Here is a 25099-nt window from a genome sequence, read left to right as displayed (position 1 = left end):
GTCATGCTCCTCGCGATCGACACCTCGACGGGCACGAGTGTCGCCGTCGTCGATCGCGACAGTGTCAGCGGTGAACTGCGCTGCCTCTCCGAAGTCGGCACCGACGACACCATGCGCCACGCCGAGGTGATCGGCGGCTTCATCCGCGACGCGCTCGCTGGGGCGGGCGTGAGGTCGGGCATGCTCTCGGGAGTCGCTGCCGGCATGGGCCCCGGACCGTTCACCGGCCTGCGCGTCGGCATCGCGGCGGCGCACGCCTTCGCCCTCGGCACCGGCCGCCCGTTCGTTCCCGTGGTGAGTCACGACGCCATCGCATACACGCGGTACCGCGCCGGCGACACCGGAGCCCTCCAGGTGGTCACCGACGCGCGGCGCCGCGAGTTCGCGGTCTCCGAGTACGACGGTCTCGACGGCGACGGACTTCCCGTTCGGGTCGGCGGCCCGGGTCTCGTGCCCCGAGACGAGGTCCCTGCCGCGCGAGGAATCCGCTTCGACGCCGCGATCGTCTCCGCCGCCGCGATCGGCATGCTCGCCGAACAGGCGTTCGCCGCCGGCCGACTGCCGCTCACCGAGGATCGCCCCATCTACCTGCGCGCCCCCGATGTGACCCCGTCTGCTGGCAAGAAGGTCCTGCGATGAGCGTGTTCATGCGGCGAGCCACGATCGCCGATCTCGAACGCATCATGGTGCTCGAACGCGCGACCTTCGAGGCCGACGCCTGGCCCGAAGACGCGATGCGCCGTGAGATCGAGAGTCCGCACGGCTACTACCTCGTCGCGGTCGATGTCGAACACGAGGCGGAGCGCGCGCCGGGTTCCGGTGACGACCCCGCTACCGGGCTGCTGGGCTACGCCGGTCTCCTCGCGCCGGCCGGCGGCGGGCAGGGCGACATCCAGACGATCGCCGTCGCCCCGTCGACGCGAGGAATCGGGCTCGGCAGGGGGCTCATGCACGCGCTGATCACCGAGGCCAGACGACGGCACGTCGCGGAGATCTTCCTCGAGGTGCGGGCGGACAATCCCGTCGCCCGTGCACTCTACGACTCGCTCGGCTTCGAGCAGATCGGTGTGCGGCCGCGGTACTACCGGGGTGGCATTGATGCCGTGCACATGCGACTGACCGTCCCGCCGGCGATCACCAGGCCGGCCGATGCGCGAAGCGGGAACGCTTCCGAGGTGGGCGCGAGCGCCGCCCTCGGTGCCGTCGACCGCGTCGATCCGGGCTCCGGAGGGGCACCGTGAACCGCGACGCCCCGCTCATCCTCGGCATCGAGACCTCCTGCGACGAGACCGGCGTCGGCATCGTGCGCGGAACGACGCTCCTCGCCAATTCGATCGCCTCCTCGATGGAGGAGCACGCCCGGTACGGCGGAGTCGTGCCCGAGGTCGCCGCTCGCGCCCACCTCGAGGCGCTCGGGCCGACGATCCGGTCGGCTCTCGACGAGGCATCCGTCACCCTTGCCGACCTCGACGCGATCGCCGTGACCAGCGGGCCAGGGCTCGCCGGAGCGCTCATGGTCGGCGTGGGCGCGGCCAAGGCGCTCGCCCTGTCTCTCGAGGTGCCGATCTACGGAGTGAATCACCTCGTCGGTCACGTCGGCGCCGACCTGCTCGACACCGCGGCCCCGCTCGAGACGCCGACCGTCGCACTGCTCGTCTCGGGTGGGCACACGTCGCTCCTGCTCGTGCGCGACCTCGTCTCCGACGTCGAGCTCCTCGGCGAGACGATCGATGACGCTGCCGGCGAGGCGTTCGACAAGGTGGCGCGACTCCTCGGGCTGCCGTATCCCGGCGGGCCGGAGATCGATCGCGCGGCCGTCGGCGGCGACCCGCGGGCCATCCGATTCCCGCGTGGACTCACGCAGCCGAAAGACCTCGCCGCGCATCGCTACGACTTCAGCTTCTCCGGGTTGAAGACGGCCGTCGCGCGGTGGGTCGAGCAGCGTGAGGCGGCGGGCGAACCGGTGCCACGGGCCGATGTCGCGGCGAGCTTCCGCGAAGCGGTCGTCGACGTGCTCGTCACCAAGGCGATCGCCGCGTGCACCGAACTCGGCGTTCCGCGCCTGCTGCTCGGCGGCGGCGTCGTCGCCAACGCGCGGCTGCGCGAGGTGGCGATCGAGCGAGCGGATGCCGCGGGCATCGCGCTGCGCATTCCGCCGCTGTCGCTCTGCACCGACAACGGTGCGATGATCGCCGCCCTCGGCGCGCAACTCGTGATGGCGGGCCATCCGCCCTCGACCCTCGACTTCGGCGCCGACTCGACGCTCCCGGCGACGGAGATCCGCGTGGCGGCCGACCTCGCATAATCCGTGCGCGCCCACGTGCGGCGCGATAGTGTGATCGGGAGAGACCGGATGCCGTCGTCGCCGATGCGCCCGGCGCGCCGGTCATCGTGACGGAGTCGCATCCACAGCCATCGAGGGGAACCCACCGTGACCGATCAGAACCTTCCTGAGCAGCCCGCCGTGCCGCCGGTGCCGCCGACCGCACCCGAGGTTCCGGCCGCGCCCGCTGCTCCGGCTGCGCCGGACTTCGGTACGCCCCCGCCGCCGGCACCCGCCTACGGCACGCCCCAGCCCGCCGCGCCGGCGTACGGCACGCCGGCGCCGGGCTACGGACAGCCCGCCTACGGGCAGCCCGCGTACGCTCAGGCTCCTGGTCCGAAGACCAACACCCTCGCGATCGTCTCGCTCGTGGCCTCCCTCGCCGGGATCATCACCGGCGTGGGCTTCCTCGTCGGCGTCATCTGCGGGCACATCTCGCTCAGCCAGATCAAGAAGACCGGCGAGCAGGGTCGCGGCCTCGCGATCGGCGGTCTGATCACCGGCTATGTCGGCATCCTGATCTCGGTCATCCTCACGGTCATCTTCATCGTGATCTTCGCCTCGCTCGCGGCGACCGGCGCGTACTACGACTCCAGCTACTGATCTCGCGCGCCCGAGTCCGATCTCGGGTGCTCGCACACCGACCACGCAGAAGGGCGAATGCCATGAGTGATCCGAAGAACCCAGACAACCCCGACCTCCCAGAGGTGCCGACGGAGCCCGAGACGCCGAGCGTTCCCGAGCCCTCGATGCCCGATGCGCCCGAGCCCGGCGTTCCGGGTGCCCCGGAACCCATCGTGCCGGTCGACGACGTGGTGGCTGCTCCAGCGGCATCCACGCCAGACGTGCCGTCGGCGCCCGAGCCGCCCGCCGCGCCCGAGCCGCCGGCGCCGCCCGCGCCGCCGGCCCCGCCGAGCTACGGTGCTGCGACGCCGCCGGCCCCGCCCGTGTACGGCGCTCCGGCAGCCGGTGAGTCGGCTCCGGGCTACGGTGCTCCCGCCCAGCCCGCATACGGCGCTCCCGCCCAGGCCGCGTACGGCGCGCCTGCCTACGGCACCACGGCACCGACGAAGTCGACTCCGGTGCTCAGCCTGATCTCGCTGATCGCCGGCATCGTCGGCCTCCTCGGCTTCTTCGTGGTCTTCATCCCGTTCGTCGGCGGTGTCATGCAGCTCTTCATCCCGGCTGCGGCCGTGGTGCTCGGCTTCCTCGGCAAGAAGAAGGAGCCGGCCGCGAAGGGCATGTGGCTCACCGGCATCATCCTCGGCTTCGTCGGCATCGGCATCGCCCTGCTCTCCTTCGTGCTGTGGGGTGTCGCCTTCGCCGGCTACGACAGCTACTACGGGTACTGAGGAGCAGTCCATGGCTGAGCGTGAGGGGGTCTCGCCCGACGGCGAGACCCCCGACCGCTTTCCAGGCGGTTCCGGGCCGAACGCCGTTCCGCCGTCCGAAGGCCCTCGCCATTCGGGCGATGCGAGTGGCGCGGAGGGAGCGGTCCAGAACGGGCCGACCCCGAGCGGCGCGACCGGCCAGCATGCGACGGGCGATGCGCGCATGACACCGCTGGAGCCGCTCGCACCGTTCCAACCCGCCGAACCGACGTTCCGTGCCGATCCTGCGGTGCGCGAATTCGACGTGCCGTTCGACACCGGACAATTGCGGTCGATCTCGACGGGTCAGCTGCTGATCGTGCACCGTCCTGGCATCGACGTGAACGAGGTGGTCGAGGAGCAGACGCAGCGGCGGGTGTACAGCTGGGTCGCCGCCGTCGTCGGCACCATCGGCGCGATCGCTTCGTTGTTCATCGGCTGGATGCTGCCGCTCTCGATCGCGGCGATCGTCTTCGGCGTGCTGGGTCTGCGTCGCGAAGAGCACGGACGCTCGCTCGCCTTCGTCGGCATCGGCACCGGCCTCGCCGGACTCGTCTTCTCGGCCGTGTGGATCGGCTACTACGCGATCGTCTTCGGCGCGCTTCCGCAGTAGCGCGAGACCACGGGCGCGCCCCGCAGGTCGGCTCAGATCCGCTCGACGAGCAGGGCGACGTGCCGGCCCGCTTCTCGCGTCAGCACGATGGTGGCGGATGCCGCGCCGCGGAGCTTCAGTCTCGTGCGCAGGACTGCCGGGTCGATGTCGATGCCCCGCTTCTTGATCTCGAGCGTGCCGATGCCGCGGGCCGACAGCGCCTGGCGGAGTTGGCGTTCGTCGGCCGGCAGTCGTTCGAGCACCCGGAAGCCTCGTGCGAACGGCGAGTCGAAGGCGGTGTCGGAAGTGAGGTACGCGATGCCGGCGCTGAGCATCCAGGCGCCATGCGCCCGCGCGAGGTCGCCGATCAACCGTGCGCGGATCACCGCACCGTCGGGTTCGTAGAGGAATTCGCCGAGCGGCCCGACGGGTGCGTCTTCGCTGTCGGCGCCCGCCGTGAGCTCCTGCGCTGCGTCGCCGCGGATGACGAGCGCGGCACGACGGATGCCAGGCCGCGCGACCGATCCGAACCAGACGCCCAGCTCGACGAGATCGCCGTCGACCGAGACCCACTGCGCCTCGGCAGCGGCCGGAATGACGTCGCGGTCGGTGCCCGGGCCGAGTTTCACGCCGACGGGCATGCGCCCGCCGAGGCCGAAGGCGAACTCGAGCGAGGGCGAGTAGGCTGCGGCATCCGTGATCCTCGTCGTGGTTCCGCCGGCGGTGGTGCGCCGGGCGGGGTCGAGCCAGGCTCCGTCGATGCCCGCGAGAGCGACTCGCTCGGCTTGCTCGTGCAGCACGTGGACACGCGGGAACGGCGTGAGGTTGTAGGCGGCGATCGCCGCGGTCACCTCGTCGGCATCAGCTGCCGTCACCTCGAGGTCCATCGCTGCCATGGCCAGGGCGTCGCCGCCGATGCCGCATCCGAGGTCGGCCACGTGGCCGACGCCGGCTCGCGAGAAGCGCCCGGCGTGCAGGGCCGCGACCTTCAACCGGGTGGCCTGCTCGAGCCCTGTTTCGGTGAAGAGCATGCGGGACGAGAACGGCCCGAACTTGCGCTCGGCCTTCGCGCGGAGCTTGGCCTGGCTGAGCACAGCGGCGACGAGGGTCGGCGCGTGGCCCTGCTTGCGCAGGTCGGCGACGGTCTTGACGATGTCGGCTTTCGAGTCCCAGGCGGGAAGTGCGTCGAGCAGCGTGAGGCCCTCTGGAGAGAGCAGTTCGACGAGTTCGGCACGATCCACCCGGCCACGCTAGCATCGCGCACACGGGGGAGCGGCGCGATGCGCATCCCCACCCGGGCGGCCACGCTAGCATCGCGCGCACGGGGGAGCGGCGCGATGCGCATCCCCACCCGGGCGGCCACGCTAGCATCGCGCGCACGGGGGAGCGGCGCGATGCGCATCCCCACCCGGGCGGCCACGCTGGCATCGCGCACACGGGGGAGCGGCGCGATGCGAATGCCCGCGTTCGCCTGTGGCTGAACGGGCTGGCACTCACGTTGCATGAGTGCCAAATCGCCCCTAGACTCGCTTTAGCACTCTCGCTCTGAGGCTGCTAACCAGTCTTCGTCAAGACAGTTCATTCATTGAGAGTAAAGGGGTCAACCGTGTCGGTTTCCATCAAGCCGCTCGAGGATCGCATCGTCATCAAGCAGGTCGAGGCCGAGCAGACCACCGCATCGGGTCTGGTCATCCCCGACACTGCCAAGGAGAAGCCCCAGGAGGGCGAGGTCGTGGCAGTGGGCCCGGGTCGTATCGATGACAACGGCAACCGCATCCCCCTCGACGTCGCCGTCGGCGACAAGGTGATCTACTCGAAGTACGGCGGCACCGAGGTCAAGTTCGGCGGCGACGACCTGCTCGTGCTGTCGGCTCGCGACGTGCTCGCAGTCGTCGTCCGCTAACGAGCGGCGAAACGATTCATCCGAGGCCCGGATGTCCCGATCGGGACATCCGGGCCTCGTTGTCGTTTCGACGTGATCGTCGTCTGCCGGGCGTAGTCTGTGCTGGTGCCGACCCGCTCCGAACCCGCGCCATCAGCCTCGACGACCTCGGCCGGTGTCAGCCGGTCGGGCCTGTTCTTCGCGATCGGCGCCTACGGGCTGTGGGGCTTCCTGCCGGTCTACTTCATCGCGCTCGCACCATCCGGCCCGTTCGAGATCGTCGGCTGGCGGGTGCTCTTCTCGCTCGTCTTCTGCGCCCTGCTCATCACGGTCACACGAGCATGGCGGCCACTCGCGGTGCTGTTCCGCGATCGCCGCATCGTGCTCACGATGGGCCTCGCCGGCCTCCTGATCTTCATCAACTGGCAGACCTACGTCTACGCGACGCTGTCGAACCAGGTGGTCGAGGCGGCGCTCGGGTACTTCATCAATCCGATCGTCACCGTCTTCCTCGGGGTGTTCCTCCTCCGCGAGCGGCTGAATCTCACGCAGTGGATCGCCGTCGGCATCTCGATCGTGGCGGTCGTCGTGCTCGCCATCGGCTACGGGCAACTGCCGTGGATCGCGCTCGTGCTGGCCTTCTCGTTCGGGTTCTACGGCCTCATCAAGAAGCGGGTCGGCCCCAAGGTCGATGCCGTCTCGGGGCTGACCATCGAGACCGTCTGGCTCGCGCCGCTCGCCGTCGTCCAGCTCGTGTTCGTCGGCATGACCACGGGTCTGACGATCGGCACGGTCAGCGTCTGGCACACGGTACTCCTGCTGCTCGCCGGGGCGATCACCGCTGTGCCGCTCCTGCTCTTCGCTGCGGCCTCGCGGCGGCTGCCGCTCATCTTCATGGGCTTCATCCAGTACTTCGCGCCGTTCATCCAATTCCTGGTCGGCGTCGTGATCCTGCAGGAGCCGATGCCACCCGAGCGCTGGGTCGGATTCGGTCTCGTCTGGGTCGCACTCATCGTGCTGACCGTCGATCTGCTCCGTGGAGTGCGCGCGTCTCGGCGGGTCATCGCCGAACCCGCCTGAGCCGAGCTCGCGGTTCGCCGCGTGATTTCCGGGCGTGATTGCGGCGTCGGTGAGCGGATGGCCCAGACGCTCGTTCCTCGCGTTTGTGCAGGCGTTTCCGCGGAATCCGTGCGTCGAATCGGGTCGAGGTGTCGGCGAGGTAACGATTCGAGCGGTGTTACACGGTTGTGACCGCGCCGACTTGTTTCCGCCTTTGGCGCGGAATACTGTCAATCAACGGCGTCACCATGGCGCTGCATTGTGTACCAATTCCTTCAGTCCCAAGGAGCAACATGAGCGTATTCGCGAAGGCCTCGGCCAAGCGTTCGGCTCGCGCAGCCTGGACGGGTCTCGCCATTGCCGGCGTCAGCACCCTCCTCCTCACTGCGTGCGCGTCGGGCGGCACGCCGTCGGCCGAGACGGAAGAGCCGGCCGACACCGGCGACGCACTGCCCATCGAGGCCGGTGAGCGGAGCCTCGACATGAAGATCGGAACGATCCTTCCGCAGAGCGGTACGCTCGCGTTCCTCGGCCCGCCCGAGGAAGCCGGCGTCGAGCTCGCGAAGCAAGAGATCGTCGAAGCAGACTCGGGCCTGAACCTCGAAGTCGTCTACCGCGACTCGGGCGACACCACGACCGACATCGCCACCGTCTCCGTGACCGACCTGCTCTCGCAGGACGTCTCGGCGATCGTCGGCGCTGCTTCGTCGGGTGTCTCGTTCACGGTCATCGACCAGATCACCTCTGCCGGTGTCGTGCACTTCTCGCCGGCGAACACCTCGCCCGATTTCACCGAGTACGAAGACGCCGGTCTGTACTTCCGCACCGCGCCGTCCGACCTGCTCCAGGGTGAGGTGCTCGGCACGCAGATCGCCGATGACGGTCACTCGACGCTCGGCCTGCTCGTGCTGAACGACCCCTACGGCACCGGCCTCGCCGCTGCCCTCAAAGAGGCGTTCGAAGCAGCCGGTGGCGAAGTGGTCGCCGAAGAGCTCTTCAACACGGGTGACTCGAACTTCGACGCGCAGCTCTCGGCCATCTCGGCCTCGAACCCCGACGCGGTCGCGGTCATCACGTTCGACGAGGCGAAGGTCGTCGTTCCGGCGCTCGTCGGCTCCGGTTACCCCGGTGACCAGCTGTACTTCGTCGACGGCAACCTGTCCGACTACAGCGCAGACTTCGCGCCCGGCCTCATCGCCGGCTCGAAGGGCACGCTGCCCGGCCCGAAGCTCGAAGACGACTTCCGTGATCGACTGCTCGCAGTCGACCCCGAGCTCGCCGACTTCAGCTACGGTCCCGAGTCGTACGACGCGACGATCCTGATCGCCCTTGCGGCGTATGCGGCGAACAGCACCGAAGGTGCCGACATCGCCAAGTACCTCCGCCAGGTGTCGGGCGGCTCGGGCGACGGCGAGAAGGTCACCACCTTCGCTGACGGCGCCAAGCTGCTCGCCGAGGGCAAGCAGATCGACTTCGACGGTCCGTCCGGTCCCATCACGCTCGACGAGCACGGTGACCCGACCGAGGCGACCATCGGCGTCTACGAGTACGGTGACGACAACACGTACACCCGCATCAACTGATTCGGGTTGACGACTGAGAGGGTCCCGGCTTCGGCCGGGGCCCTCTCTTCGTGCGTGCGGGGTGCGCACCCGACCCGCTCACCATCCCGGCGGACGCAGCCGGCCCCTGGCCTGCCCAGTCCGCCGAGAGCCCACCCAGCCCACAAGCCCGGCCCCCAGCCTTCCCATCCCGCAGCCGGCTCCTGCAGCAATTCAGGAGCGCGCACGGCGTGTCATTGGTGAGTATCCGGCGGCACGCCGCACGACACGTCTCCGCTCCTGAATTGGTGCAATGGATGATGGGGAGCATCGGTGGGGGTGCCCCGGAGGGCTCCGAGGACCGGGTCGCAGGCAACAGGAGCACCGGCAGGTCGGGCGGGGACCACGAAGCGCGCGGCGGGTGCGCCCGAGCAGCGAGAAGGGGCGGATGCCGCAGTATCCGCCCCTTCAGTCGTTCTCTTCCGAGTGGGTCAGTCCTGGCCGAGCGTTCCCAGGTAGAGACCGATGACCTTCGGGTCGTTCAGCAGGTCGCGACCGGTGCCCGTGTAGGCGTCGCGGCCCTGGTCGAGCACATACCCGCGGTCGCAGATCTGCAGGCAGCGGCGTGCGTTCTGCTCGACCATGATCGTCGTGACGCCGGCGCGGTTGATCTCCTTCACGCGAAGGAACGCCTCGTCTTGGCGCACCGGGGAGAGGCCGGCACTCGGTTCGTCGAGGAGCATCACGTGCGGACCCATCATGAGCGCGCGCGACATGGCCACCATCTGGCGTTCACCGCCCGAGAGCGAACCGGCCCGCTGGCCGAGTCGCTTGCCGAGCTCCGGGAAGATCTCGGTGACGAACTCGAGGCGTTCCTTCAGCCCCTTGGGCTTCTGGAAGAGGCCCATCTCGAGATTCTCCTGAATCGTGAGCGAGGGGAACACGTTGTTCGTCTGCGGTACGAAGCCGACGCCCTTGGCGACGAGCTTGTTCGCCTTCAGGTTCGTGATCTCTTCGCCGTTCAGGCGGATCGTTCCCTCTCGCACCTTCACCAGGCCGAAGATCGCCTTCAAGAGGGTGGACTTGCCGGCACCGTTCGGGCCGATGATGCCGATGAGTTCACCCTGTCGCGCCTGGAGCGAGCACGCGTTCAGGATGTTGACGCCGGGGAGGTACCCGGCGGTCACCGTATCGACCTCGACGACCATGTCGCCGACGGGCTCGAGCACCGCGCCCGGGGCGGGATTACTGTTCGTCATCGATGAGCTCCTTCAGGACTTCGACGTGTTCCGTGTCGGTCGCGCCGAGATCGGCGTCGTGATGTGCGCCGAGGTAGGCGTCGATCACGGCCTGGTTTTCCATGACGGTGTGCGGGTCGCCCTCGGCCACGATGCGGCCCTCGGCCATCACGACGACCCAGTCCGCGATGTGGCGCACCATGTGCATGTCGTGCTCGACGAACAGCACGGTCATGCCCTGGGACTTCAGGTCGAGGATGTGGTCGAGCAACGACTGGGTCAGCGCCGGGTTCACCCCGGCCATCGGCTCGTCGAGCATCACGAGTGTTGGGTCGCTCATGAGAGCTCGCGCCATTTCGAGCAGCTTTCGTTGCCCGCCCGAGAGGCTCGCGGCGTAGTCGGCGCTCTTGGTGTCGAGCTTGAAGCGGGCGAGCAGTTCGATGGCCTTGGCCTCGATCTCCTCCTCCTGCTTGCGCCAGAGGAACGGCAGCACCGAGCGGAAGAGGTTCTCGCCGCTCTGGTCCTTCGCGCCGAGCTTCATGTTGTCGAGCACCGTGAGCAGGCCGAGCGCCTTCGTCAGCTGGAACGTGCGGATGAGGCCCATGCGGGCGACCCGATAGGCCGGCACGTGCGCCAGCGAACGACCCTCGAACTCCCACGTGCCGGAGTCGGGCTTGTCGAAGCCCGTCAGCAGGTTGAAGAACGTGGTCTTGCCGGCGCCGTTCGGGCCGATCAGCGCGGTGATCGCACCGCGTGGGATCTCGACGTGGTCGACATCGACCGCGGTGAGGCCGCCGAAGGTGCGGGTGACGCCGTCGGCGATGAGAATCGGGTCGACCTTGCGGCATCCGGGTTCTGCAGCGCCGATGTGAAGACCCGTGGTCTTCACCGGCTTGGACGTGGGAGTGACGTCACTTGACAAAGGCCAGCTCCTTCTTGTTTCCGAAGATGCCCTGGGGCCTGAATATCACGATCAACATGATCGCGACGCCGACGAGGATGAACCGGAGCTGCCCGGCCTGCACCTGCGTCATGAACGGGAGCCAGCCCGCCTCCACCGCTCGGGAGATGAAGCCCGAGAAGAAGGAGAGCAGCACCCAGAAGATCATCGAACCGATGATGGGTCCGAGGATCGTGGCGGCCCCGCCGAGCAGCAGGATCGCATAGACGAAGAACGTGAGCGAGGTCTGGTAGTTCGCCGGGACGACCGCTCGGGGCAGGACGAAGATCATGCCGGCGAGGGTGCCGTAGACACCACCGAGGATGAGGCTCTGCATCTTGTACGAGTAGACGTTCTTGCCCAGGGCGCGAACGGCGTCTTCATCTTCACGGATGCCCTTGATGACGCGACCCCAGGGGCTGCGCATGATGAGCCAGGTGAGGAGCGCGATGATGACGACGAGCGACCAGCCGACGATGCGGACCCACCAGTCGTATTCGTTGTACATGAATGGTCCGAAGCCGTAGGTGCCCTGCGGGATCGGGTTGAGATCCGCGAAGCCGCCCTTGTAGCCCTGCAGGCCGCTCGCGGACCCCGTGAGGGCGTCGAACGTGTTGGTCGTGAAGATGAGCCGCAGGATCTCCGCTGCCGCGATCGTCACGATCGCGAGGTAGTCGGCTCTGAGCCGCAGAGTCGGGATGCCGAGGATCAGGGCGAACACGACGGACGCGCCGATGCCGACGAGCACCGCGGCCCAGACGGGCAGATTGAATGAGAGCACCGAGATGGCATAGCCGTAGGCGCCGAGCGCCATGAACCCGGCCTGGCCGAAGTTCAGCAGTCCCGTGTATCCGAAGTGGACCGCGAGGCCGAGGGCGGCCAATGCGTACGCCGCGGTAACAGGGCTGATGAGCTCCTGCGCCGCGTTGGAGAAGATCTGAGTCCAGTCGATCATGGTCGGTCCTCCTTAGCCGATTCTCTCGCGGCGACCGAGGATGCCCTGCGGTCGGAACAACAGCACGAGGATCAGCACGACGAGCGCGCCCACGTACTTGAGGTCGCTCGGCAACCACAGCGTCGAGATCTCGATGAAGAGACCGACGATGAGGGAGCCGACGAGGGCGCCGAAGGCGGTGCCGAGTCCGCCGAGCGTGACTGCGGCGAAGATCAGCAGCAGGATCTGGAAGCCCATGTCCCAGCTGACGCCGGGGCGGAAGTACGCCCAGAGGATGCCGCTGAGGCCGGCCAGTGCGGCGCCGAGCACCCAGACGATGCGGATGACGCGGTCGACGTCGATGCCGCTCGCCGAGGCGAGGCTCGCGTTGTCGGAGACGGCGCGGGTGGCCTTGCCGATGCGCGTCTTCAGCAGGAAGTACGCCACGGCGAGGAGCACCACGACCGAGACGATCATGCTGCCGACATCGATCCAGGAGAGCTGGACGCCGCCGAACGACAGTTCCTTCGGGGCGGTCGCGCCCGGCAGCTGCCGGGTCGCGCCACCGTAGAAGAACTGGTACGTGTACCGGATCGCGAGCGAGAGACCGATGCTCACGATCATGAGCGGGATCAGCCCGACCCCGCGTTTGCGGAGCGGTTTCCAGATCGCCGCATCGAGTCCCCAGCCCAGCGCTGCGCTGAGCACGAGGGCGATCGCGATCGCCAGCCAGATCGGCAAGGCGAAGTCGACTCCGAAGCTCAGCACCATCAGCGCGCCGAAGGTCACCATCTCGGCGTGGGCGAAGTTCGAGAGGCCCGTCGTGCCGAAGATGAGCGAGAGCCCGATGGCCGCGAGGGCGAGGAGCAGGCCGAAGTTCAGGCCGTTGATCGTGCGTTCGAGCAGCTGCGCTCCGAAGGAGGTGGTCGTGCGCTCGCCCTCGCCGAGGAAGAAGTTCACCGCCTTCAGCTTCGTGAGGCCGAACTCGGCGGTGATGGTGGACCCGCCCTCCGCGACGACGACGCCCTCGGGGAGGGTGTCCTCATCGAGCGTGATCTTGTACTCGCCCTCTTCGGGTACGCCGATGCGCCATTTTCCTTCAGCATCGGTCTCGACGTCGGCTTCGAAGCCGCCGCCTTCGACCGTGATCTGCACGCCTTCGAGCGGTTCTCGATCGAATTGCACGTTCCCCGTGAAGAAGTATTCGAACTCTTCGGATTCTTGGGTCGTACTCCCATCCTCCGCCATCGCAGGGGACGCTGCGATGCCGGACAGAGTGAGTGCGGACAACAAGATTCCGAGGAGAACGAGCCACCTCCTTGGAGACCGATGGGCGAGCGTTCGTGTGGGTTTCACTGCACCTCCAAGGGCGCCCCTCAGGCTGGTGGCCGTTCGGGGTTCGGTCCTTACCTGTCAACAACGTCGTTGACAGTACGTGCCGATTATGTCTCAAACGTTTCGCGAGTGAGGCAAACGGCGTTCGATTGTTATCCGGGAATGCCCGGGATGCAAACTCGCTTAAGATTGATACCGCGGACCTGACCGGTGGCTCGCGGCGTTTGAGCAGATCTCGACAAGAGGAGCGACATGGACCAGGCCGACCCGTTCGGACTCACAGGACTCACTTACGACGACGTCCTCCTGCTGCCTGGCCACACCGATGTGATCCCCAGCGAAGCCGACACCACGTCGCGCCTCACCCGCCGTATCACCGTCTCGACTCCGCTCCTGTCCGCCGCCATGGACACCGTCACCGAGGCACGCATGGCGATCGCCATGGCTCGCCAGGGCGGAATCGGCATCCTGCACCGCAACCTCTCCATCGCCGACCAGGCCGACATGGTCGACCGGGTCAAGCGCAGCGAGTCGGGCATGGTCTCCAATCCGGTCACGACGACGCCCGAGGCATCCGTCGCCGATGTCGACGCGCTCTGCGCGACGTACCGGGTGAGCGGCCTGCCGGTCGTGGACACCGACGGGAAGCTCGTCGGCATCATCTCCAACCGCGACATGCGCTTCGTATCGGACTTCGAGAAGCCGACCACCGCGGTGCGCGAGGTCATGACCAAGATGCCGCTCATCACGGGGCGAGTCGGCATGAACCCAGACGAGGCGCTCGCGATCTTCGCGAAGCACAAGATCGAGAAGCTGCCGCTCATCGACGAAGAGGGGCGGCTCACCGGGCTCATCACCGTCAAGGACTTCGACAAGTCCGAGCAGTACCCGAATGCCACGAAAGACAGCGAGGGTCGCCTGCGGGTCGGCGCCGCGATGGGCTTCTTCGGCGACGCATGGGAGCGCGCCGAGGCGCTGCGCGACGCCGGGGTCGACGTGCTCGTCGTCGACACCGCCAACGGCGAGTCGGCCGGAGTGCTCGACATCATCCGCCGGCTGAAGACCGACCCGACGTTCGCGCACATCGACGTGATCGGCGGCAACGTCGCAACGCGCGAGGGTGCCCAGGCGCTCGTCGACGCCGGCGCCGACGCCGTCAAGGTCGGCGTGGGCCCCGGCTCGATCTGCACGACCCGCGTCGTCGCGGGTGTGGGCGTTCCCCAGATCACGGCCGTCTACGAGGCCTCCAAGGCGACGAAGCCCGCCGGTGTGCCGCTCATCGCCGACGGCGGCCTGCAGTACTCGGGCGACATCGCGAAGGCGCTCGTCGCCGGCGCAGACACTGTCATGCTCGGCTCGCTGCTCGCCGGCACGGCCGAGAGCCCGGGCGAGCTCGTCTTCCAGAACGGCAAGCAGTTCAAGGCCTATCGCGGCATGGGCTCGCTCGGGGCGCTGCAGACCCGCGGCCAGAAGACCTCGTACTCGAAAGACCGCTACTTCCAGGCGGATGTCCCGTCGGACGACAAGCTGATCCCCGAGGGCATCGAGGGCCAGGTGCCCTATCGCGGCCCGCTGTCGGCAGTGGCCTACCAGCTCATCGGTGGCCTGCGGCAATCGATGTTCTACGTCGGCGCACGCACGATCGGCGAACTGAAGGCGAAGGGCCGGTTCGTGCGCATCACGCCCGCCGGGCTCAAGGAGTCGCACCCGCACGACGTGCAGATCGTCGTCGAGGCGCCGAACTACACCCGCTAGCCTCGATGGACGACGCGCTCGAGTACGCAGCGATCGCGCAGCAATCGGGCATCGAGCGCGACCCTGTCGTGCTCGAACGGCTCGCGTTCGCGAACGAGCCGGCGTACTTCGAGCGGCTGCAGCGCATCGCGGATTCGGCGGCGACGCGAGCGACCGAATTGATCGCGGCCCGCGACATCGAAGCGACGACGCGAGGCGAAGGGCCCGTATCGAGCCGCGCGGCCGGTCGTCGCGTCAGCGGCGTCATGCTCACCGTGCTCGGCATCATCGGGTCGGTGCTGGCGTTCGCAGCGACCGGAACCTATTCCAAGATCGGCCGCAGCTACCCGACCGGGATCACGGTCGCCGATGTGGCGCCTGCGGTGATCGGATTCCTGCTGCTGGTGGCCGTCGGCTGCGCGCTCGCGCTGCTGCCCCTCGAACCGATCGTCCGCTCCGGTCGCGCAACGCTCATCTGGAGCACGGCGTGTTCCGTGCTGAGCATCGTCATGGTCGTCGCGGCCACCGCCGGCGGAGCCGACCCGACGGTGGTCGCGGCCGGCTGGGCGGCGGCCGCCGCCATCACCGGGCTCGCTCTCGCACTCGCCGTCGGTCGGGCACGGATTCCCGCGGACGTGCGTGAGGCGGTCGCGGCACGGTCCGCGGCCGATGACGACGCCGTGATCGCCGCCGTCGTCGCCCTGCTCGCCGAGGCGCGCCGTGAGGCGGAGGCGGCCCGTGCGGAGCTTCCCCACGATCGACGGATCGAGGCGGAGCGGCAGTTGCACGCCGCCCGGGAGTTGCTTCACGCGCGCAATATCGTGATGCCGCCTTCGGGCGATCCACCCGGTTTCGCGCTCGTCGAGACCTCGGTGAGACGGGCGGTGGCGCAGCGCGTCGGATCGGCGACGTCGACCAGGCTCGTCGCGACGCTCAACGGGCGTCGGCGAGCCTCGTGACGGCTTCGGCGAGCACCTCGGGCGTACACGCGAAGTTCAGTCGCGCGTGCCCGCGGCCGACGCTCGCGCCGAACGTCGGACCGATGCCGAGCGCGACCTTGGCGTGCTCGAGCGCGTAGGCGGCGGGGTCGTCGCCCCAGCCGAGCGCCGTGAGGTCGAGCCAGGCGAGGTAGGTCGCGTCGGGCAGGCGGTATCGCACCCCCGGCAGTTCGTCTGCGATGAGCTCGGCGAGCAGCCGCCGGTTGTCGTCGAGGCTCGCGAGCACGCCGTCGAGCCAGGGCGCACCCTCGCGGAACGCCGCGATGGAGGCGATCGAGCCGAACTGGCTCATGCGCCACTCGACCTCGTAGGGCAGCGCGGCGCGCACGCGGTCGCCGCGTTCGCTCGCGGTGACGATGAGCGCCGCCTTCAGCCCGGCGATATTGAACGCCTTCGTCGCCGCAGTGACCGTTACGCCGTGCTCGCGTGCGGCGTCGGAGACGGTGAGGAACGGCGTGTACGCGACCCCGGGTTGCACGAGCGGGCCGTGCACCTCGTCGGCCACGATCGTGGCACCGTGCCGGGCGGCGACCTCGGCGAGGGCGGCCAGCTGAGCGGCATCCGGAACCAGGCCGATCGGGTTGTGCGGATTGCAGAGCACCATCGCCCGGGCGCCGGCGGCGAACGCCGCGTCGATGCCGTCGAGGTCGAGTGCCCATCCCTCGTCGATGCCGCCGAGCATCGGCACCTCGACGACGCGGCCCGACGCCTCGGTGACGAGGTCGAAGAACGGCGGGTAGATGGGCGGGGTGATGACGACGCCGTCGCCCGGCGCCGTCACCCGACGCAGCACCTCGACGATGCCCATGCTGACATCTGCCGTGCACGTGACGCGCGCGGGGTCGACCTCCCAGCCCAGCCGCGCTGCGGCGAAGACCTGGAACGCCTCGGCCACCGGCCGGCTGCCGGCGATGTAGCCGGTGTCGGAGCGGCGGATCGCGGCGTGCAGGGCGGCGGCGATCGGCTCGGCGAGGGGGTAGTCCATCTCGGCGACGGGCAGCGGCAGCACGTCGTCGGGGTAGAGCCGCCACTTCGCGCTGGTTCGCGTGCGAAGGGCGTCGAGGGGCTCTGCTGCGATGCGTTGCATGTCTCCAGCTTGCCGCAGAACGGCCGCAGGTGGCAGGGGGCGGCGCCGAACCGCTATTCTGGTCGGCTGCCCATCGGGCGGTGCGGAACCGGGCGAGGGCCCGGCCGCGAACCGAACGGGACATTCGCATGGGTTTCATCGACGTCAACGGCGTCTCCTTCTCGCTGCCCGACGGCCGGCCGCTGCTGGCCGACCTCGCCTTCCGGGTGACGGATGGCGCGACCACCGCACTCATCGGTGCGAACGGCGCGGGCAAGTCCACACTGCTGCGTGTCATCCGCGGCGCGCTCAGACCCGACGAGGGCAGCGTGCAGGTCGACGGCGGGCTCGGTGTGATGGATCAGTTCGTCGGCACCGGCGCGACGCTCGAGGGCACGGATGCCACGGTGCATGGCCTGCTCGTCTCGGTCGCGCCGACCCGTATCCGTGCGGCGGCGATCGAGCTCGAGGCATCCGAGAACGCCCTCATCGAACGCGATGACACCGCGGCGCAGATGCGGTACGCGACGGCGCTCGCAGAGTACGCGGAGGCCGGTGGATACGACCAGGAGGTCGTGTGGGACCACTGCACGATCGCGGCGCTCGGCATCCCGTTCGAGCGGGCGAAATGGCGCGAGCTCGCAACGCTCTCGGGCGGCGAGCAGAAGCGCCTCGCACTCGAGGCGCTCTTGCGCGGCCCCGAGCAGGTGCTGCTGCTCGACGAGCCCGACAACTCGCTCGACGTGCCCGGCAAGCGCTGGCTCGAGGAGCAGTTGCGAGCGACGCCGAAGACGGTGCTGCTCGTCTCGCACGACCGCGAGCTGCTCGCCCGCGCCGCCGATCGCATCGTGACCCTCGAGCTCGGCGCGGCCGGCAACACCGCGTGGGTGCACGGCGGCAGCTTCGAGAACTATCACCGGGCGCGCGAGGAGCGCTTCGCGCGCCTCGACGAACTGCGCAGGCGGTGGGACGAGCAGCGCGTCGCGCTGAAGACACTCGTGGCGACCCTCAAGGTCAAGGCGACGTACAACGACGGCATGGCGTCGCGCTACCAGGCCGCGGTGACCCGATTGCGCAAGTTCGAAGAGGCGGGCCCGCCCGAGGAGCGCCCGCCGGCCCAGGCGGTCTCGATGCGCCTGCGCGGCTCGCGCACCGGCAAACGCGCCGTCGTGACCGAACGGCTCGAGCTGACCGGGCTGATGAAGCCGTTCGACCTCGAGGTCTGGTTCGGCGACCGGGTCGCGGTGCTCGGCTCGAACGGATCGGGCAAGTCGCACTTCCTGCGGTTGCTCGCCGGCGGCGGCACCGAACCCGATCGCACGCTCGGCCACATCACCACGGTCGGCGAGACGCTCGCACGGGTGCCGCACGGCGGCAGGGCGGTGCTCGGTGCTCGAGTGGTGCCCGGCTGGTTCGCGCAGAACCACGAGCATCCCGAGTACCGGGGGCGCACGCTCCTCGACATCCTGCATCGCGGCGACGCGAACCGCGACGGCATGGCGCGGGAGGCCGCAAGCTCCGCCCTCGATCGCTACGGGCTCGCGGCATCCGCTCAGCAGGCCTTCGATTCGCTCTCGGGCGGCCAGCAGGCGCGCCTGCAGATCCTGCTCCTCGAGCTCTCCGGTGCCACCCTGCTGCTCCTCGACGAACCGACCGACAACCTCGACCTCGTTTCGGCGGAGGCGCTCGAAGAAGGGCTGTCGCGCTTCGAGGGCACCGTGCTGGCGGTCACCCACGATCGATGGTTCACCCGCGGGTTCGACCGGTTCCTGGTGTTCGGCGGCGACGGCGAGGTCTACGAGTCGGATGCTCCGGTGTGGGACGAGTCACGAGTCGCGCGTGCCCGCTAGCTCTCGGGCTGCGCGGCGAGGGGCGAGCTGGGGACGCACTGAGCGGGGTCACCCGATCGGGTGAGGCGCGAAGTGGGTGCCGACACCGAGACTGATCGGCATGACGAGACAGAGAATCAACACGCGAACGGCGATCGCCGGACCGGCGCTCATCATCGTGTGCACGCTGCATACCGCGGTGGGAGTGTTCGCTTCCGCGCCGGCGCTGGGCGAGGCATTGGCCAACGGCTGGTACGGCGCGATGACGAGCGAACTCGAGGTGGGGCTCTGGTTCGTGATGACCGGATTCTTCGGATTGGTCGCCGGCCTGGCGATGACCACCCTCGAGCGTGCCGGGCGAATGCCATGGCCGGTGAGCATCGCGCTGCTGATGATCGCGCTGATCGGGGTGAGCGCAGCGCCGGTGTCCGGGTTCCTGCTCGTGCTCGTGGTGGCGGTCATCGCCCTCGTGCAGTCGGCGCGCCAGATCCGTCGGCGACCATCGTCTGAACCGCGGAGCGGCGAACCTCCGGCCGGAGCAGTCAACCCGTCGGCGACGGAGGGCACGGTTCTCGAGCACTCATCGCGGTCGGCGAAGGGAACGGCATGAACCCGGTCGAGACCGTTGTCGACCACCGCCCTGAGCGCGTCGGCGTGACATCCGCGTCGACGGCCGTACGGGTGACGGCCGTGCTCGGCATGCTGGGGCTGCTCGCGTTCGCGGTGGTGAACGTGGCATTCGAGGGGACGAACCACTTCGCCAGTGGCCCTCTGGCGGCCTACGCCTCCGGTCTGACCGTCATGAACTGGCTGGTGGTGGGCCTCAAGCTGTTCGGGTTCGTCGTCCTGATGCTCTCGGTGAGCACGCGGGCGACTGCGTTCGCCCCGAACACGATGACGCTGCTGCTGTGGGGAGCCTTCGGCACCTTCGTCATCTACGCGGTCGGCACGATCGGCGAGGCCGTCGCATTGGCGACCGGGATCGCCGGGAGCCCCGACGAGATCGATACGGCCGGCGTCGTGTACCTGCTGGGCGCGGTGTTCTTCGCAACCTGCTTCGGTGTCGTGGCGATCTCGTACTCTCGGCGTACACGCTGGCGGCCGGTCCCGATCGTGGCCGGCCTCCTCGGCGCGCCGATGCTCCTCGCCGGCATCCTGGTGCTCGCGCCGATGCTGCTGGTCGCCCTCGGTGTCATGCCACCGCTGGAGATCAGTGGGGGTTCCGTGGACCCCGTGCTCGTCTCAACCGGCTGAGTATCGGCCGGGTAGGGTTGAGTGGTGACCCAGGAGATCGAGATCGGCCGCTCCAAGCGGGGCCAGCGCGTGTACGCCTTCGACGACATCGCGATCGTGCCGAGCCGGCGCACGCGAGACCCCGAAGACGTCTCGGTCGGCTGGTCGATCGACGCGTACCAGTTCGACATCCCGTTCCTCGCCGCCCCGATGGACTCCGTCGTGTCGCCGCAGACCGCGATCATGATGGGCCAGCTCGGCGGCCTCGGTGTGCTCGACCTCGAGGGTCTCTGGACCCGCTACGACGACCCCGAGCCGGTGCTCGCCGAAATTCGCAACCTCACCCCTGAACGGGCGACGGCGCGCATGCAGCAGCTCTACTCCGAGCCGATCAAGCCCGAGCTCGTCACGCAGCGGCTCGCCGAGATCCGCGCCGCAGGTGTCATTGTCGCGGGCGCGCTCTCGCCGCAGCGCACGCAGGAGCTCTACGAGACCGTCGTCGCCGCGGGCGTCGACCTCTTCGTGATCCGCGGCACCACGGTGTCGGCCGAGCATGTCTCCAAGAACCAGGAGCCGCTCAACCTCAAGAAGTTCATCTACGAGCTCGACGTGCCGGTGATCGTCGGCGGCGCCGCGACGTACACGGCCTCCCTCCACCTCATGCGCACGGGTGCGGCGGGCGTGCTCGTCGGCTTCGGCGGGGGAGCCGCGTCGACGACGCGCGCGACGCTCGGCATCCACGCCCCGATGGCGACGGCGGTTGCCGACGTCGCGGGCGCACGCCGCGACTACCTCGACGAGTCGGGCGGCCGCTACGTGCACGTCATCGCCGACGGAGGCGTCGGCAAGTCGGGCGACATCGTCAAGGCGATCGCGTGCGGTGCCGACGCGGTCATGCTGGGCGCGGCGCTCGCGCGCGCGACGGACGCCCCGGGCGGCGGCTACCACTGGGGCGCCGAGGCGCATCACCCGAAGCTGCCTCGCGGCCAGCGCGTGCATGTCGGCCAGGTCGCGCCGCTCGAAGAGGTGCTCTACGGCCCCGCGCCCTCGGCCGACGGCGTCACCAACCTGATCGGAGCGCTGAAGCGCTCGATGGCCACGACCGGCTACTCCGACCTCAAGGAGTTCCAGCGCGTCGACGTCGTCGTCGCGCCGTACCAGTCGTTCTGATCGACGTCCCGCGCGCTCCATAGCGCCCCGGCGGGCGCTCGGGTAGCGTGGGAAGCGGATCGTGCGGCCCCGCCGTGAGGCCGCGCGGGGATGGGGTACCACGATGGCGAGACTCAAGTCGGTGACGCGTTCGACCAAGCTCGGACCCGAGGAGCGTGATGCCGCGATCGCGCGGCTGAAAGAGAAAGAGCTCGACATCCTCGTGGTCGGCGGCGGCATCGTCGGCACGGGCGCGGCGCTCGATGCCGTGACCCGCGGGCTCTCGACCGGACTGCTCGAAGCCCGCGACTGGGCATCGGGCACCTCGAGTCGTTCGTCGAAACTCGTGCACGGCGGCATCCGCTATCTCGAACAGCTCGACTTCCGGCTCGTGCGCGAGGCCCTCATCGAACGCGGTCTGCTGCTGCAGCGCATCGCGCCGCACCTCGTGAAGCCCGTGCGGTTCCTCTACCCGCTGAAGACCCGCCTCTTCGAGCGCGTCTACGTGGGCGCGGGCATGCTGCTCTACGACATCTTCAGCTACACGGGCGGGCGCCCGCCGGGCGTGCCACACCACCGGCACCTCTCGAAGCGCCAGGTCATGCGAGCCATCCCGTCGCTCGCGAAGGATGCGCTCGTCGGCGGCCTCACCTACTACGACGCCCAGGTCGACGACGCCCGCTACGTGGCGTCCCTGGCGCGCACCGCCTCGTTCTACGGCGCGCACGTCGCGAGCCGCGTCAAGGTCGAGGGCTTCATCAAGGTCGGCGAACGAGTCGTCGGCGTCAAGGCCCACGACCTGCAGACCGACGAGCACTTCGAGATCCGCGCGAAGCAGGTCGTCAACGCCACCGGCGTCTGGACGGACGACACGCAGCGCATGGTCGGCGAACGAGGCACCTTCAAGGTGCGCGCCTCGAAGGGCATCCACCTCGTCGTGCCGCGCGACCGCATCCAGTCGGCCATGGGAATGATCTTCCGAACCGAGAAGAGCGTGCTGTTCGTGATCCCGTGGGGCCGGCACTGGCTCATCGGAACGACCGACACCGACTGGAACCTCGACAAGGCGCACCCGGCTGCGACGGCGGCCGACATCGACTACCTGCTCGAGCACGTCAACGCGCTGCTCGGTGTTCCCCTCACCCGCGAAGACGTCGAGGGCGTCTACGCGGGTCTGCGGCCACTGCTCGCCGGCGAGAACGACCAGACCTCGAAGCTCTCCCGCGAGCATCTCGTCGCGCACACGGTGCCCGGCCTCGTCGTGATCGCCGGCGGCAAATGGACCACCTATCGGGTCATGGCGAAGGACGCGATCGACGCCGCCGCCGATGCGCTCGACGGCAAGGTGCCGAAGTCGACGACGCAGGACATCCCGCTGCTCGGCGCCGAGGGCTACCAGGCCGCGTGGAACAAGCGCGGCAAGATCGCCTCGGCGTTCGGCGTGCACAAGGTGCGCATCGAGCACCTGCTGAATCGCTACGGCACGATGACCGATGAGCTGCTCGACCTGATCCGCGACGACCCGTCGCTCGGCGAACCGCTGCCCGGCGCAGACGACTACCTCGGTGCCGAGGTCGTGTACGCGGCCTCGCACGAGGGTGCGCTGCACCTCGACGACGTGCTGGCCCGTCGCACGCGCATCTCGATCGAGGCGTGGGACCGGGGTGTTTCGGCGGCTCCGGTCGCCGCGAAGCTCATGGGCACCGTGCTCGGCTGGGACGCCGCGCGCGAAGCGCTCGAGGTCGAGCGCTACCTCGAGCGAGTCGCCGCGGAGCGCGCGTCGCAGGAGCAGCCCGACGACGAGTCCGCTGACCGGGTGCGCCTCGAGGCTCCCGACATCGTGAAGGTGGACTGAGCACCGGGGAGTGCGCGCCTAAACTGGAGGACATGCCTCCTGCTGGTCGAACCGCGCCCGTCATGGCGCTGGGCGACTGATGCTGCAGATGATGCTGCGCCCCCGGTGGGTGCTCGCGCTGCTGCTCGCCCTCGGCATCGCCGCCGCGTTCGCGCTGCTCGGGCAGTGGCAGCTCGAGCGTGCCGTCGAGCAGTCGATCGTCGTGGAGCGGCCGACCGAAACGGTGCGCCCCTTCGCCGACGTCGCCGAGCCCGACCGGCCGACCGAACAGGCCGCGACCGCCCAGACCGTCGAGGTGACCGGCACGTTCGTGCCCGGCGACACGGTGATCGTCGAGGGCCGGCTGAACGACGGGGTGGCCGGGTACTGGCCCGTGGCACATCTCGAGGTGACCGATGGGGCGCCGGGCGGGCTCCCCATCGCGCTCGGCTGGGCGGCCGACGAGCAGACGGCACGCGAGGCAGCCGAGCGCTTCGACGCCGACGCCGACCCTGGCGCACCGATCACATTCGTCGGCCGATTCCTGCCGAGTGAAGCGCCGATGGACCCCGGCGACGAGGCCGACCCGTTCTCGATGCAGACCGTCGCCGTGGCGCAGCTCATCAACGTCTGGGCCGACTACGACGATCGCGCGGTGTACTTCGGCTACGTCACCGCGGCCGAGCCGATCGCCGGTCTCGAGGTGATCGTGTCCCCGCCGCCCGAGCAGACCGCCGAGCTCAACTGGCTGAACATCTTCTACGCGGCCGAGTGGGCCGTCTTCGCAGGATTCGCCGTCTACCTCTGGTATCGCCTCGTGCGCGACGCGGTCGAGCGGGAGCGCGACGAGCAGGCCGAGGCCGCCGCATCCGTCGATCGCGCGCCGAGCGGCGCTGCGTAGGGCAGCACCGCACTCAAGCGGTCGACCCCGCCCCCGTGAATGCCTCGGCGAATTCCGCGGCCGGCTCGATGGGTGTGATCACGTCGACGAGCACCCCGCCGGGGTCGCGAACGATCACGTGGCGTTGCCCGAATGCCTCGCTTCGCAGTTCTTGCACGATCGGGACGCCGGCTGCGGCGAGGCTCGCAGCGACGGCGTCGACATCATCGACCTCGAGGTTGACGAGGACCCCGACGGCGGAAGCCCGGTCACCATCCGGGATGGTCTCGTGTGCGGAGTCGAGCAGCGCGAGCTCGGCATGCGGTGGCGTCGGATGGCGCAGGCTCACGTACCAGTCCGCCTCGAACGCGAGCTCGAAGCCGAAGTGGTCGACGTAGAAGCTGGCGCTCGCTGAGACATCCCTCACGCAGAGGACGGGGTAGAGATTCATGAAGCTCCCTCTCGGATACATACAGTGTGTATGTATCGTGATTGACATACAGTGTGTATGTCAAGGCCCGACCGGGCGGCGACGACGTGCCGATGAATGATCGGGGACTCGATGGCGACGAAGGCGCAACAGCGGGAGCGCACGCGCGCCCTCATCCTCGGGCTCGCGGAACGCGCCTTCGCCGAGCGCGGCTACGCCGGAGTCGCGCTCGAAGAACTCGTCGCAGAGGCCGGCCTCACGAGAGGCGCGCTTTACCACCACTTCGGCAGCAAGCTCGCGCTGTTCGCCGCCGTGCTCGAGCACGCGCAAGAGGAGGTCGCCCGCGCCGTCGAGGCCGCCGCGGACGCAGAACCCGACCCCCTCGCCTCCTTCCTGACGGGGTGCCGCGCCTTCCTCGAGGCGAGTTTCGCGCCCGGCGTGCGCAGAATCCTGCTCGTCGACGGGCCCGCAGTGCTCGGCTGGGACGACTGGCGTGCAGGCGACCTCGAATCGAGTGCGCGATTGCTCGACGAGGGCGTTGCCGGACTGGCCGCCGCAGGAGTCATCGCGCCCGAACGACTGCGCACGGTGGCGACGATGATCTCTGGGGCACTCAACGAGGTCGCCGTGGCGGGTGCCGCCGCGGCGCCCGACGGCGCGGCCGAGATCGACTCGAGCATCGAAACGCTCGCCCGGATGATCGCGGGTCTCGCGCCCAGCGGCGCCGCGTAG

25 protein-coding genes are annotated in these 25099 nt (G+C 69.0%); 18 read left to right on the top strand and 7 right to left on the bottom strand.

The genetic code is table 11. From position 1 onward, the window contains the following. Positions 1-3 precede the first annotated feature (3 nt). The 6 genes from tsaB (at position 4) to AC6CH0_RS00980 (ending at position 4306) form a co-directional block, all read left to right on the top strand. The gene (gene tsaB, locus AC6CH0_RS01005) at positions 4-639 is read left to right on the top strand and encodes a tRNA (adenosine(37)-N6)-threonylcarbamoyltransferase complex dimerization subunit type 1 TsaB (RefSeq protein WP_498097726.1); all 636 of its coding nucleotides are present in this window, start codon (positions 4-6) and stop codon (positions 637-639) included. Further along, positions 636-1241 carry a GNAT family N-acetyltransferase gene (locus tag AC6CH0_RS01000; RefSeq protein ID WP_498097724.1) on the top strand — a complete coding sequence of 202 codons (606 nt, stop codon included), beginning with the start codon at positions 636-638 and terminating at the stop codon, positions 1239-1241. Before tsaB ends, AC6CH0_RS01000 begins: the two co-directional genes overlap by 4 nt. Beyond that, positions 1238-2305 (top strand): tRNA (adenosine(37)-N6)-threonylcarbamoyltransferase complex transferase subunit TsaD, encoded by a 1068-nt coding sequence (tsaD, locus tag AC6CH0_RS00995; protein ID WP_498097722.1) that lies wholly within the window; start codon positions 1238-1240, stop codon positions 2303-2305. The genes AC6CH0_RS01000 and tsaD overlap by 4 nt, the downstream gene beginning before the upstream one ends. A 126-nt stretch (positions 2306-2431) precedes the next feature. Continuing rightward, positions 2432-2926 carry a DUF4190 domain-containing protein gene (locus AC6CH0_RS00990; RefSeq protein WP_498097720.1) on the top strand — a complete coding sequence of 165 codons (495 nt, stop codon included), beginning with the start codon at positions 2432-2434 and terminating at the stop codon, positions 2924-2926. 62 nt (positions 2927-2988) lie between these two features. Then, entirely contained in the window at positions 2989-3675 is a 687-nt protein-coding gene (locus AC6CH0_RS00985; protein WP_498097718.1) for a DUF4190 domain-containing protein, read from the top strand. Between the two features lie 10 nt (positions 3676-3685). Beyond that, positions 3686-4306, top strand: a complete 621-nt coding sequence (locus AC6CH0_RS00980) for a DUF4190 domain-containing protein (protein WP_498097716.1) — start codon at positions 3686-3688, stop codon at positions 4304-4306. A 32-nt stretch (positions 4307-4338) separates the two neighbouring features. Here AC6CH0_RS00980 and AC6CH0_RS00975 read toward each other — a convergent pair whose 3' ends face one another. Next, the gene (locus AC6CH0_RS00975; protein WP_498097714.1) at positions 4339-5526 is read right to left on the bottom strand and encodes a class I SAM-dependent methyltransferase; all 1188 of its coding nucleotides are present in this window, start codon (positions 5524-5526) and stop codon (positions 4339-4341) included. A gap of 365 nt (positions 5527-5891) precedes the next feature. Here AC6CH0_RS00975 and groES point away from each other — a divergent pair, with 365 nt between their 5' ends. The 3 genes from groES to AC6CH0_RS00960 all read left to right on the top strand — a co-directional run bounded on the left by groES (position 5892) and on the right by AC6CH0_RS00960 (position 8809). Then, complete coding sequence (gene groES, locus AC6CH0_RS00970) at positions 5892-6188, top strand: co-chaperone GroES (protein ID WP_022893833.1); 297 nt, start codon at positions 5892-5894, stop codon at positions 6186-6188. A 105-nt stretch (positions 6189-6293) separates the two neighbouring features. Further along, positions 6294-7247: an EamA family transporter RarD gene (gene rarD / locus AC6CH0_RS00965; protein WP_498097712.1), complete on the top strand. Its 954-nt coding sequence runs from the start codon at positions 6294-6296 to the stop codon at positions 7245-7247. Positions 7248-7519: 272 nt separating this feature from the next. Beyond that, a complete protein-coding gene (locus tag AC6CH0_RS00960) occupies positions 7520-8809 on the top strand; it encodes an ABC transporter substrate-binding protein (protein WP_498097710.1) in 1290 nt (429 codons plus the stop codon). 449 nt (positions 8810-9258) lie between these two features. Here the strand turns inward: AC6CH0_RS00960 and AC6CH0_RS00955 are convergent, their stop codons facing one another. The 4 genes from AC6CH0_RS00955 to AC6CH0_RS00940 are packed head-to-tail and all read right to left on the bottom strand — an operon-like array spanning position 9259 to position 13064. Further along, entirely contained in the window at positions 9259-10026 is a 768-nt protein-coding gene (locus AC6CH0_RS00955; RefSeq protein WP_108595967.1) for an ABC transporter ATP-binding protein, read from the bottom strand. Next, positions 10013-10927: an ABC transporter ATP-binding protein gene (locus tag AC6CH0_RS00950; protein ID WP_498097708.1), complete on the bottom strand. Its 915-nt coding sequence runs from the start codon at positions 10925-10927 to the stop codon at positions 10013-10015. Before AC6CH0_RS00950 ends, AC6CH0_RS00955 begins: the two co-directional genes overlap by 14 nt. Further along, positions 10917-11897, bottom strand: a complete 981-nt coding sequence (locus AC6CH0_RS00945; RefSeq protein ID WP_498100976.1) for a branched-chain amino acid ABC transporter permease — start codon at positions 11895-11897, stop codon at positions 10917-10919. The genes AC6CH0_RS00950 and AC6CH0_RS00945 overlap by 11 nt, the downstream gene beginning before the upstream one ends. A 15-nt stretch (positions 11898-11912) precedes the next feature. After that, the gene (locus tag AC6CH0_RS00940; protein WP_498097706.1) at positions 11913-13064 is read right to left on the bottom strand and encodes a branched-chain amino acid ABC transporter permease; all 1152 of its coding nucleotides are present in this window, start codon (positions 13062-13064) and stop codon (positions 11913-11915) included. Positions 13065-13466: 402 nt separating this feature from the next. On the opposite strand from AC6CH0_RS00940, the gene guaB reads away from it, so the two are divergent. After that, a complete protein-coding gene (gene guaB / locus AC6CH0_RS00935; RefSeq protein ID WP_498097704.1) occupies positions 13467-14969 on the top strand; it encodes an IMP dehydrogenase in 1503 nt (500 codons plus the stop codon). 5 nt (positions 14970-14974) lie between these two features. Then, a complete protein-coding gene (locus tag AC6CH0_RS00930; RefSeq protein ID WP_498097702.1) occupies positions 14975-15907 on the top strand; it encodes a hypothetical protein in 933 nt (310 codons plus the stop codon). Here AC6CH0_RS00930 and AC6CH0_RS00925 read toward each other — a convergent pair. Beyond that, entirely contained in the window at positions 15882-17033 is a 1152-nt protein-coding gene (locus AC6CH0_RS00925) for a MalY/PatB family protein (RefSeq protein ID WP_498097700.1), read from the bottom strand. The genes AC6CH0_RS00930 and AC6CH0_RS00925 overlap by 26 nt on opposite strands. Before the next feature lie 128 nt (positions 17034-17161). On the opposite strand from AC6CH0_RS00925, the gene AC6CH0_RS00920 reads away from it, so the two are divergent. The 6 genes from AC6CH0_RS00920 (at position 17162) to AC6CH0_RS00895 (ending at position 23958) form a co-directional block, all read left to right on the top strand. Then, a complete protein-coding gene (locus tag AC6CH0_RS00920) occupies positions 17162-18862 on the top strand; it encodes an ABC-F family ATP-binding cassette domain-containing protein (protein WP_498097698.1) in 1701 nt (566 codons plus the stop codon). Positions 18863-18962: 100 nt separating this feature from the next. Further along, positions 18963-19451, top strand: a complete 489-nt coding sequence (locus tag AC6CH0_RS00915; RefSeq protein WP_498097696.1) for a DUF6463 family protein — start codon at positions 18963-18965, stop codon at positions 19449-19451. Between the two features lie 71 nt (positions 19452-19522). Further along, positions 19523-20095, top strand: coding sequence for a hypothetical protein (locus AC6CH0_RS00910; RefSeq protein WP_498097695.1), 573 nt, complete (start codon positions 19523-19525; stop codon positions 20093-20095). A 24-nt stretch (positions 20096-20119) separates the two neighbouring features. After that, a complete protein-coding gene (locus tag AC6CH0_RS00905; protein ID WP_498097693.1) occupies positions 20120-21244 on the top strand; it encodes a GuaB3 family IMP dehydrogenase-related protein in 1125 nt (374 codons plus the stop codon). Positions 21245-21347: 103 nt separating this feature from the next. Continuing rightward, complete coding sequence (locus tag AC6CH0_RS00900; RefSeq protein ID WP_498097691.1) at positions 21348-23078, top strand: glycerol-3-phosphate dehydrogenase/oxidase; 1731 nt, start codon at positions 21348-21350, stop codon at positions 23076-23078. A 91-nt stretch (positions 23079-23169) separates the two neighbouring features. Beyond that, positions 23170-23958, top strand: a complete 789-nt coding sequence (locus AC6CH0_RS00895; protein WP_498097689.1) for an SURF1 family protein — start codon at positions 23170-23172, stop codon at positions 23956-23958. 13 nt (positions 23959-23971) lie between these two features. On the opposite strand, the gene AC6CH0_RS00890 is transcribed toward AC6CH0_RS00895, so the two are convergent. After that, complete coding sequence (locus tag AC6CH0_RS00890; RefSeq protein ID WP_498097687.1) at positions 23972-24388, bottom strand: VOC family protein; 417 nt, start codon at positions 24386-24388, stop codon at positions 23972-23974. Between the two features lie 111 nt (positions 24389-24499). Here AC6CH0_RS00890 and AC6CH0_RS00885 point away from each other — a divergent pair, with 111 nt between their 5' ends. Further along, positions 24500-25099: a TetR/AcrR family transcriptional regulator gene (locus AC6CH0_RS00885; RefSeq protein ID WP_498097685.1), complete on the top strand. Its 600-nt coding sequence runs from the start codon at positions 24500-24502 to the stop codon at positions 25097-25099.

It is taken from the genome of Agromyces sp. GQ35 (assembly GCF_059758475.1).
The sequence above is the reverse complement of the archived record's forward strand: the minus strand, read 5'-3'. Positions and strand labels throughout refer to the sequence as shown.

Coding starts and splice junctions, on each gene's coding strand:
- AC6CH0_RS00930 (WP_498097702.1), top strand. CDS start 14,975: ATGGACGACGCGCTCGAGTACGCAGCGATCGCGCAGCAATCGGGCATC.
- AC6CH0_RS00920 (WP_498097698.1), top strand. CDS start 17,162: ATGGGTTTCATCGACGTCAACGGCGTCTCCTTCTCGCTGCCCGACGGC.
- AC6CH0_RS00925 (WP_498097700.1), bottom strand. CDS start 17,033: ATGCAACGCATCGCAGCAGAGCCCCTCGACGCCCTTCGCACGCGAACC.
- tsaB (WP_498097726.1), top strand. CDS start 4: ATGCTCCTCGCGATCGACACCTCGACGGGCACGAGTGTCGCCGTCGTC.
- guaB (WP_498097704.1), top strand. CDS start 13,467: ATGGACCAGGCCGACCCGTTCGGACTCACAGGACTCACTTACGACGAC.
- AC6CH0_RS00885 (WP_498097685.1), top strand. CDS start 24,500: ATGGCGACGAAGGCGCAACAGCGGGAGCGCACGCGCGCCCTCATCCTC.
- AC6CH0_RS00895 (WP_498097689.1), top strand. CDS start 23,170: ATGCTGCGCCCCCGGTGGGTGCTCGCGCTGCTGCTCGCCCTCGGCATC.
- AC6CH0_RS00960 (WP_498097710.1), top strand. CDS start 7,520: ATGAGCGTATTCGCGAAGGCCTCGGCCAAGCGTTCGGCTCGCGCAGCC.
- AC6CH0_RS01000 (WP_498097724.1), top strand. CDS start 636: ATGAGCGTGTTCATGCGGCGAGCCACGATCGCCGATCTCGAACGCATC.
- AC6CH0_RS00900 (WP_498097691.1), top strand. CDS start 21,348: ATGGCGAGACTCAAGTCGGTGACGCGTTCGACCAAGCTCGGACCCGAG.
- AC6CH0_RS00890 (WP_498097687.1), bottom strand. CDS start 24,388: ATGAATCTCTACCCCGTCCTCTGCGTGAGGGATGTCTCAGCGAGCGCC.
- AC6CH0_RS00985 (WP_498097718.1), top strand. CDS start 2,989: ATGAGTGATCCGAAGAACCCAGACAACCCCGACCTCCCAGAGGTGCCG.
- AC6CH0_RS00915 (WP_498097696.1), top strand. CDS start 18,963: ATGACGAGACAGAGAATCAACACGCGAACGGCGATCGCCGGACCGGCG.
- AC6CH0_RS00955 (WP_108595967.1), bottom strand. CDS start 10,026: ATGACGAACAGTAATCCCGCCCCGGGCGCGGTGCTCGAGCCCGTCGGC.
- AC6CH0_RS00980 (WP_498097716.1), top strand. CDS start 3,686: ATGGCTGAGCGTGAGGGGGTCTCGCCCGACGGCGAGACCCCCGACCGC.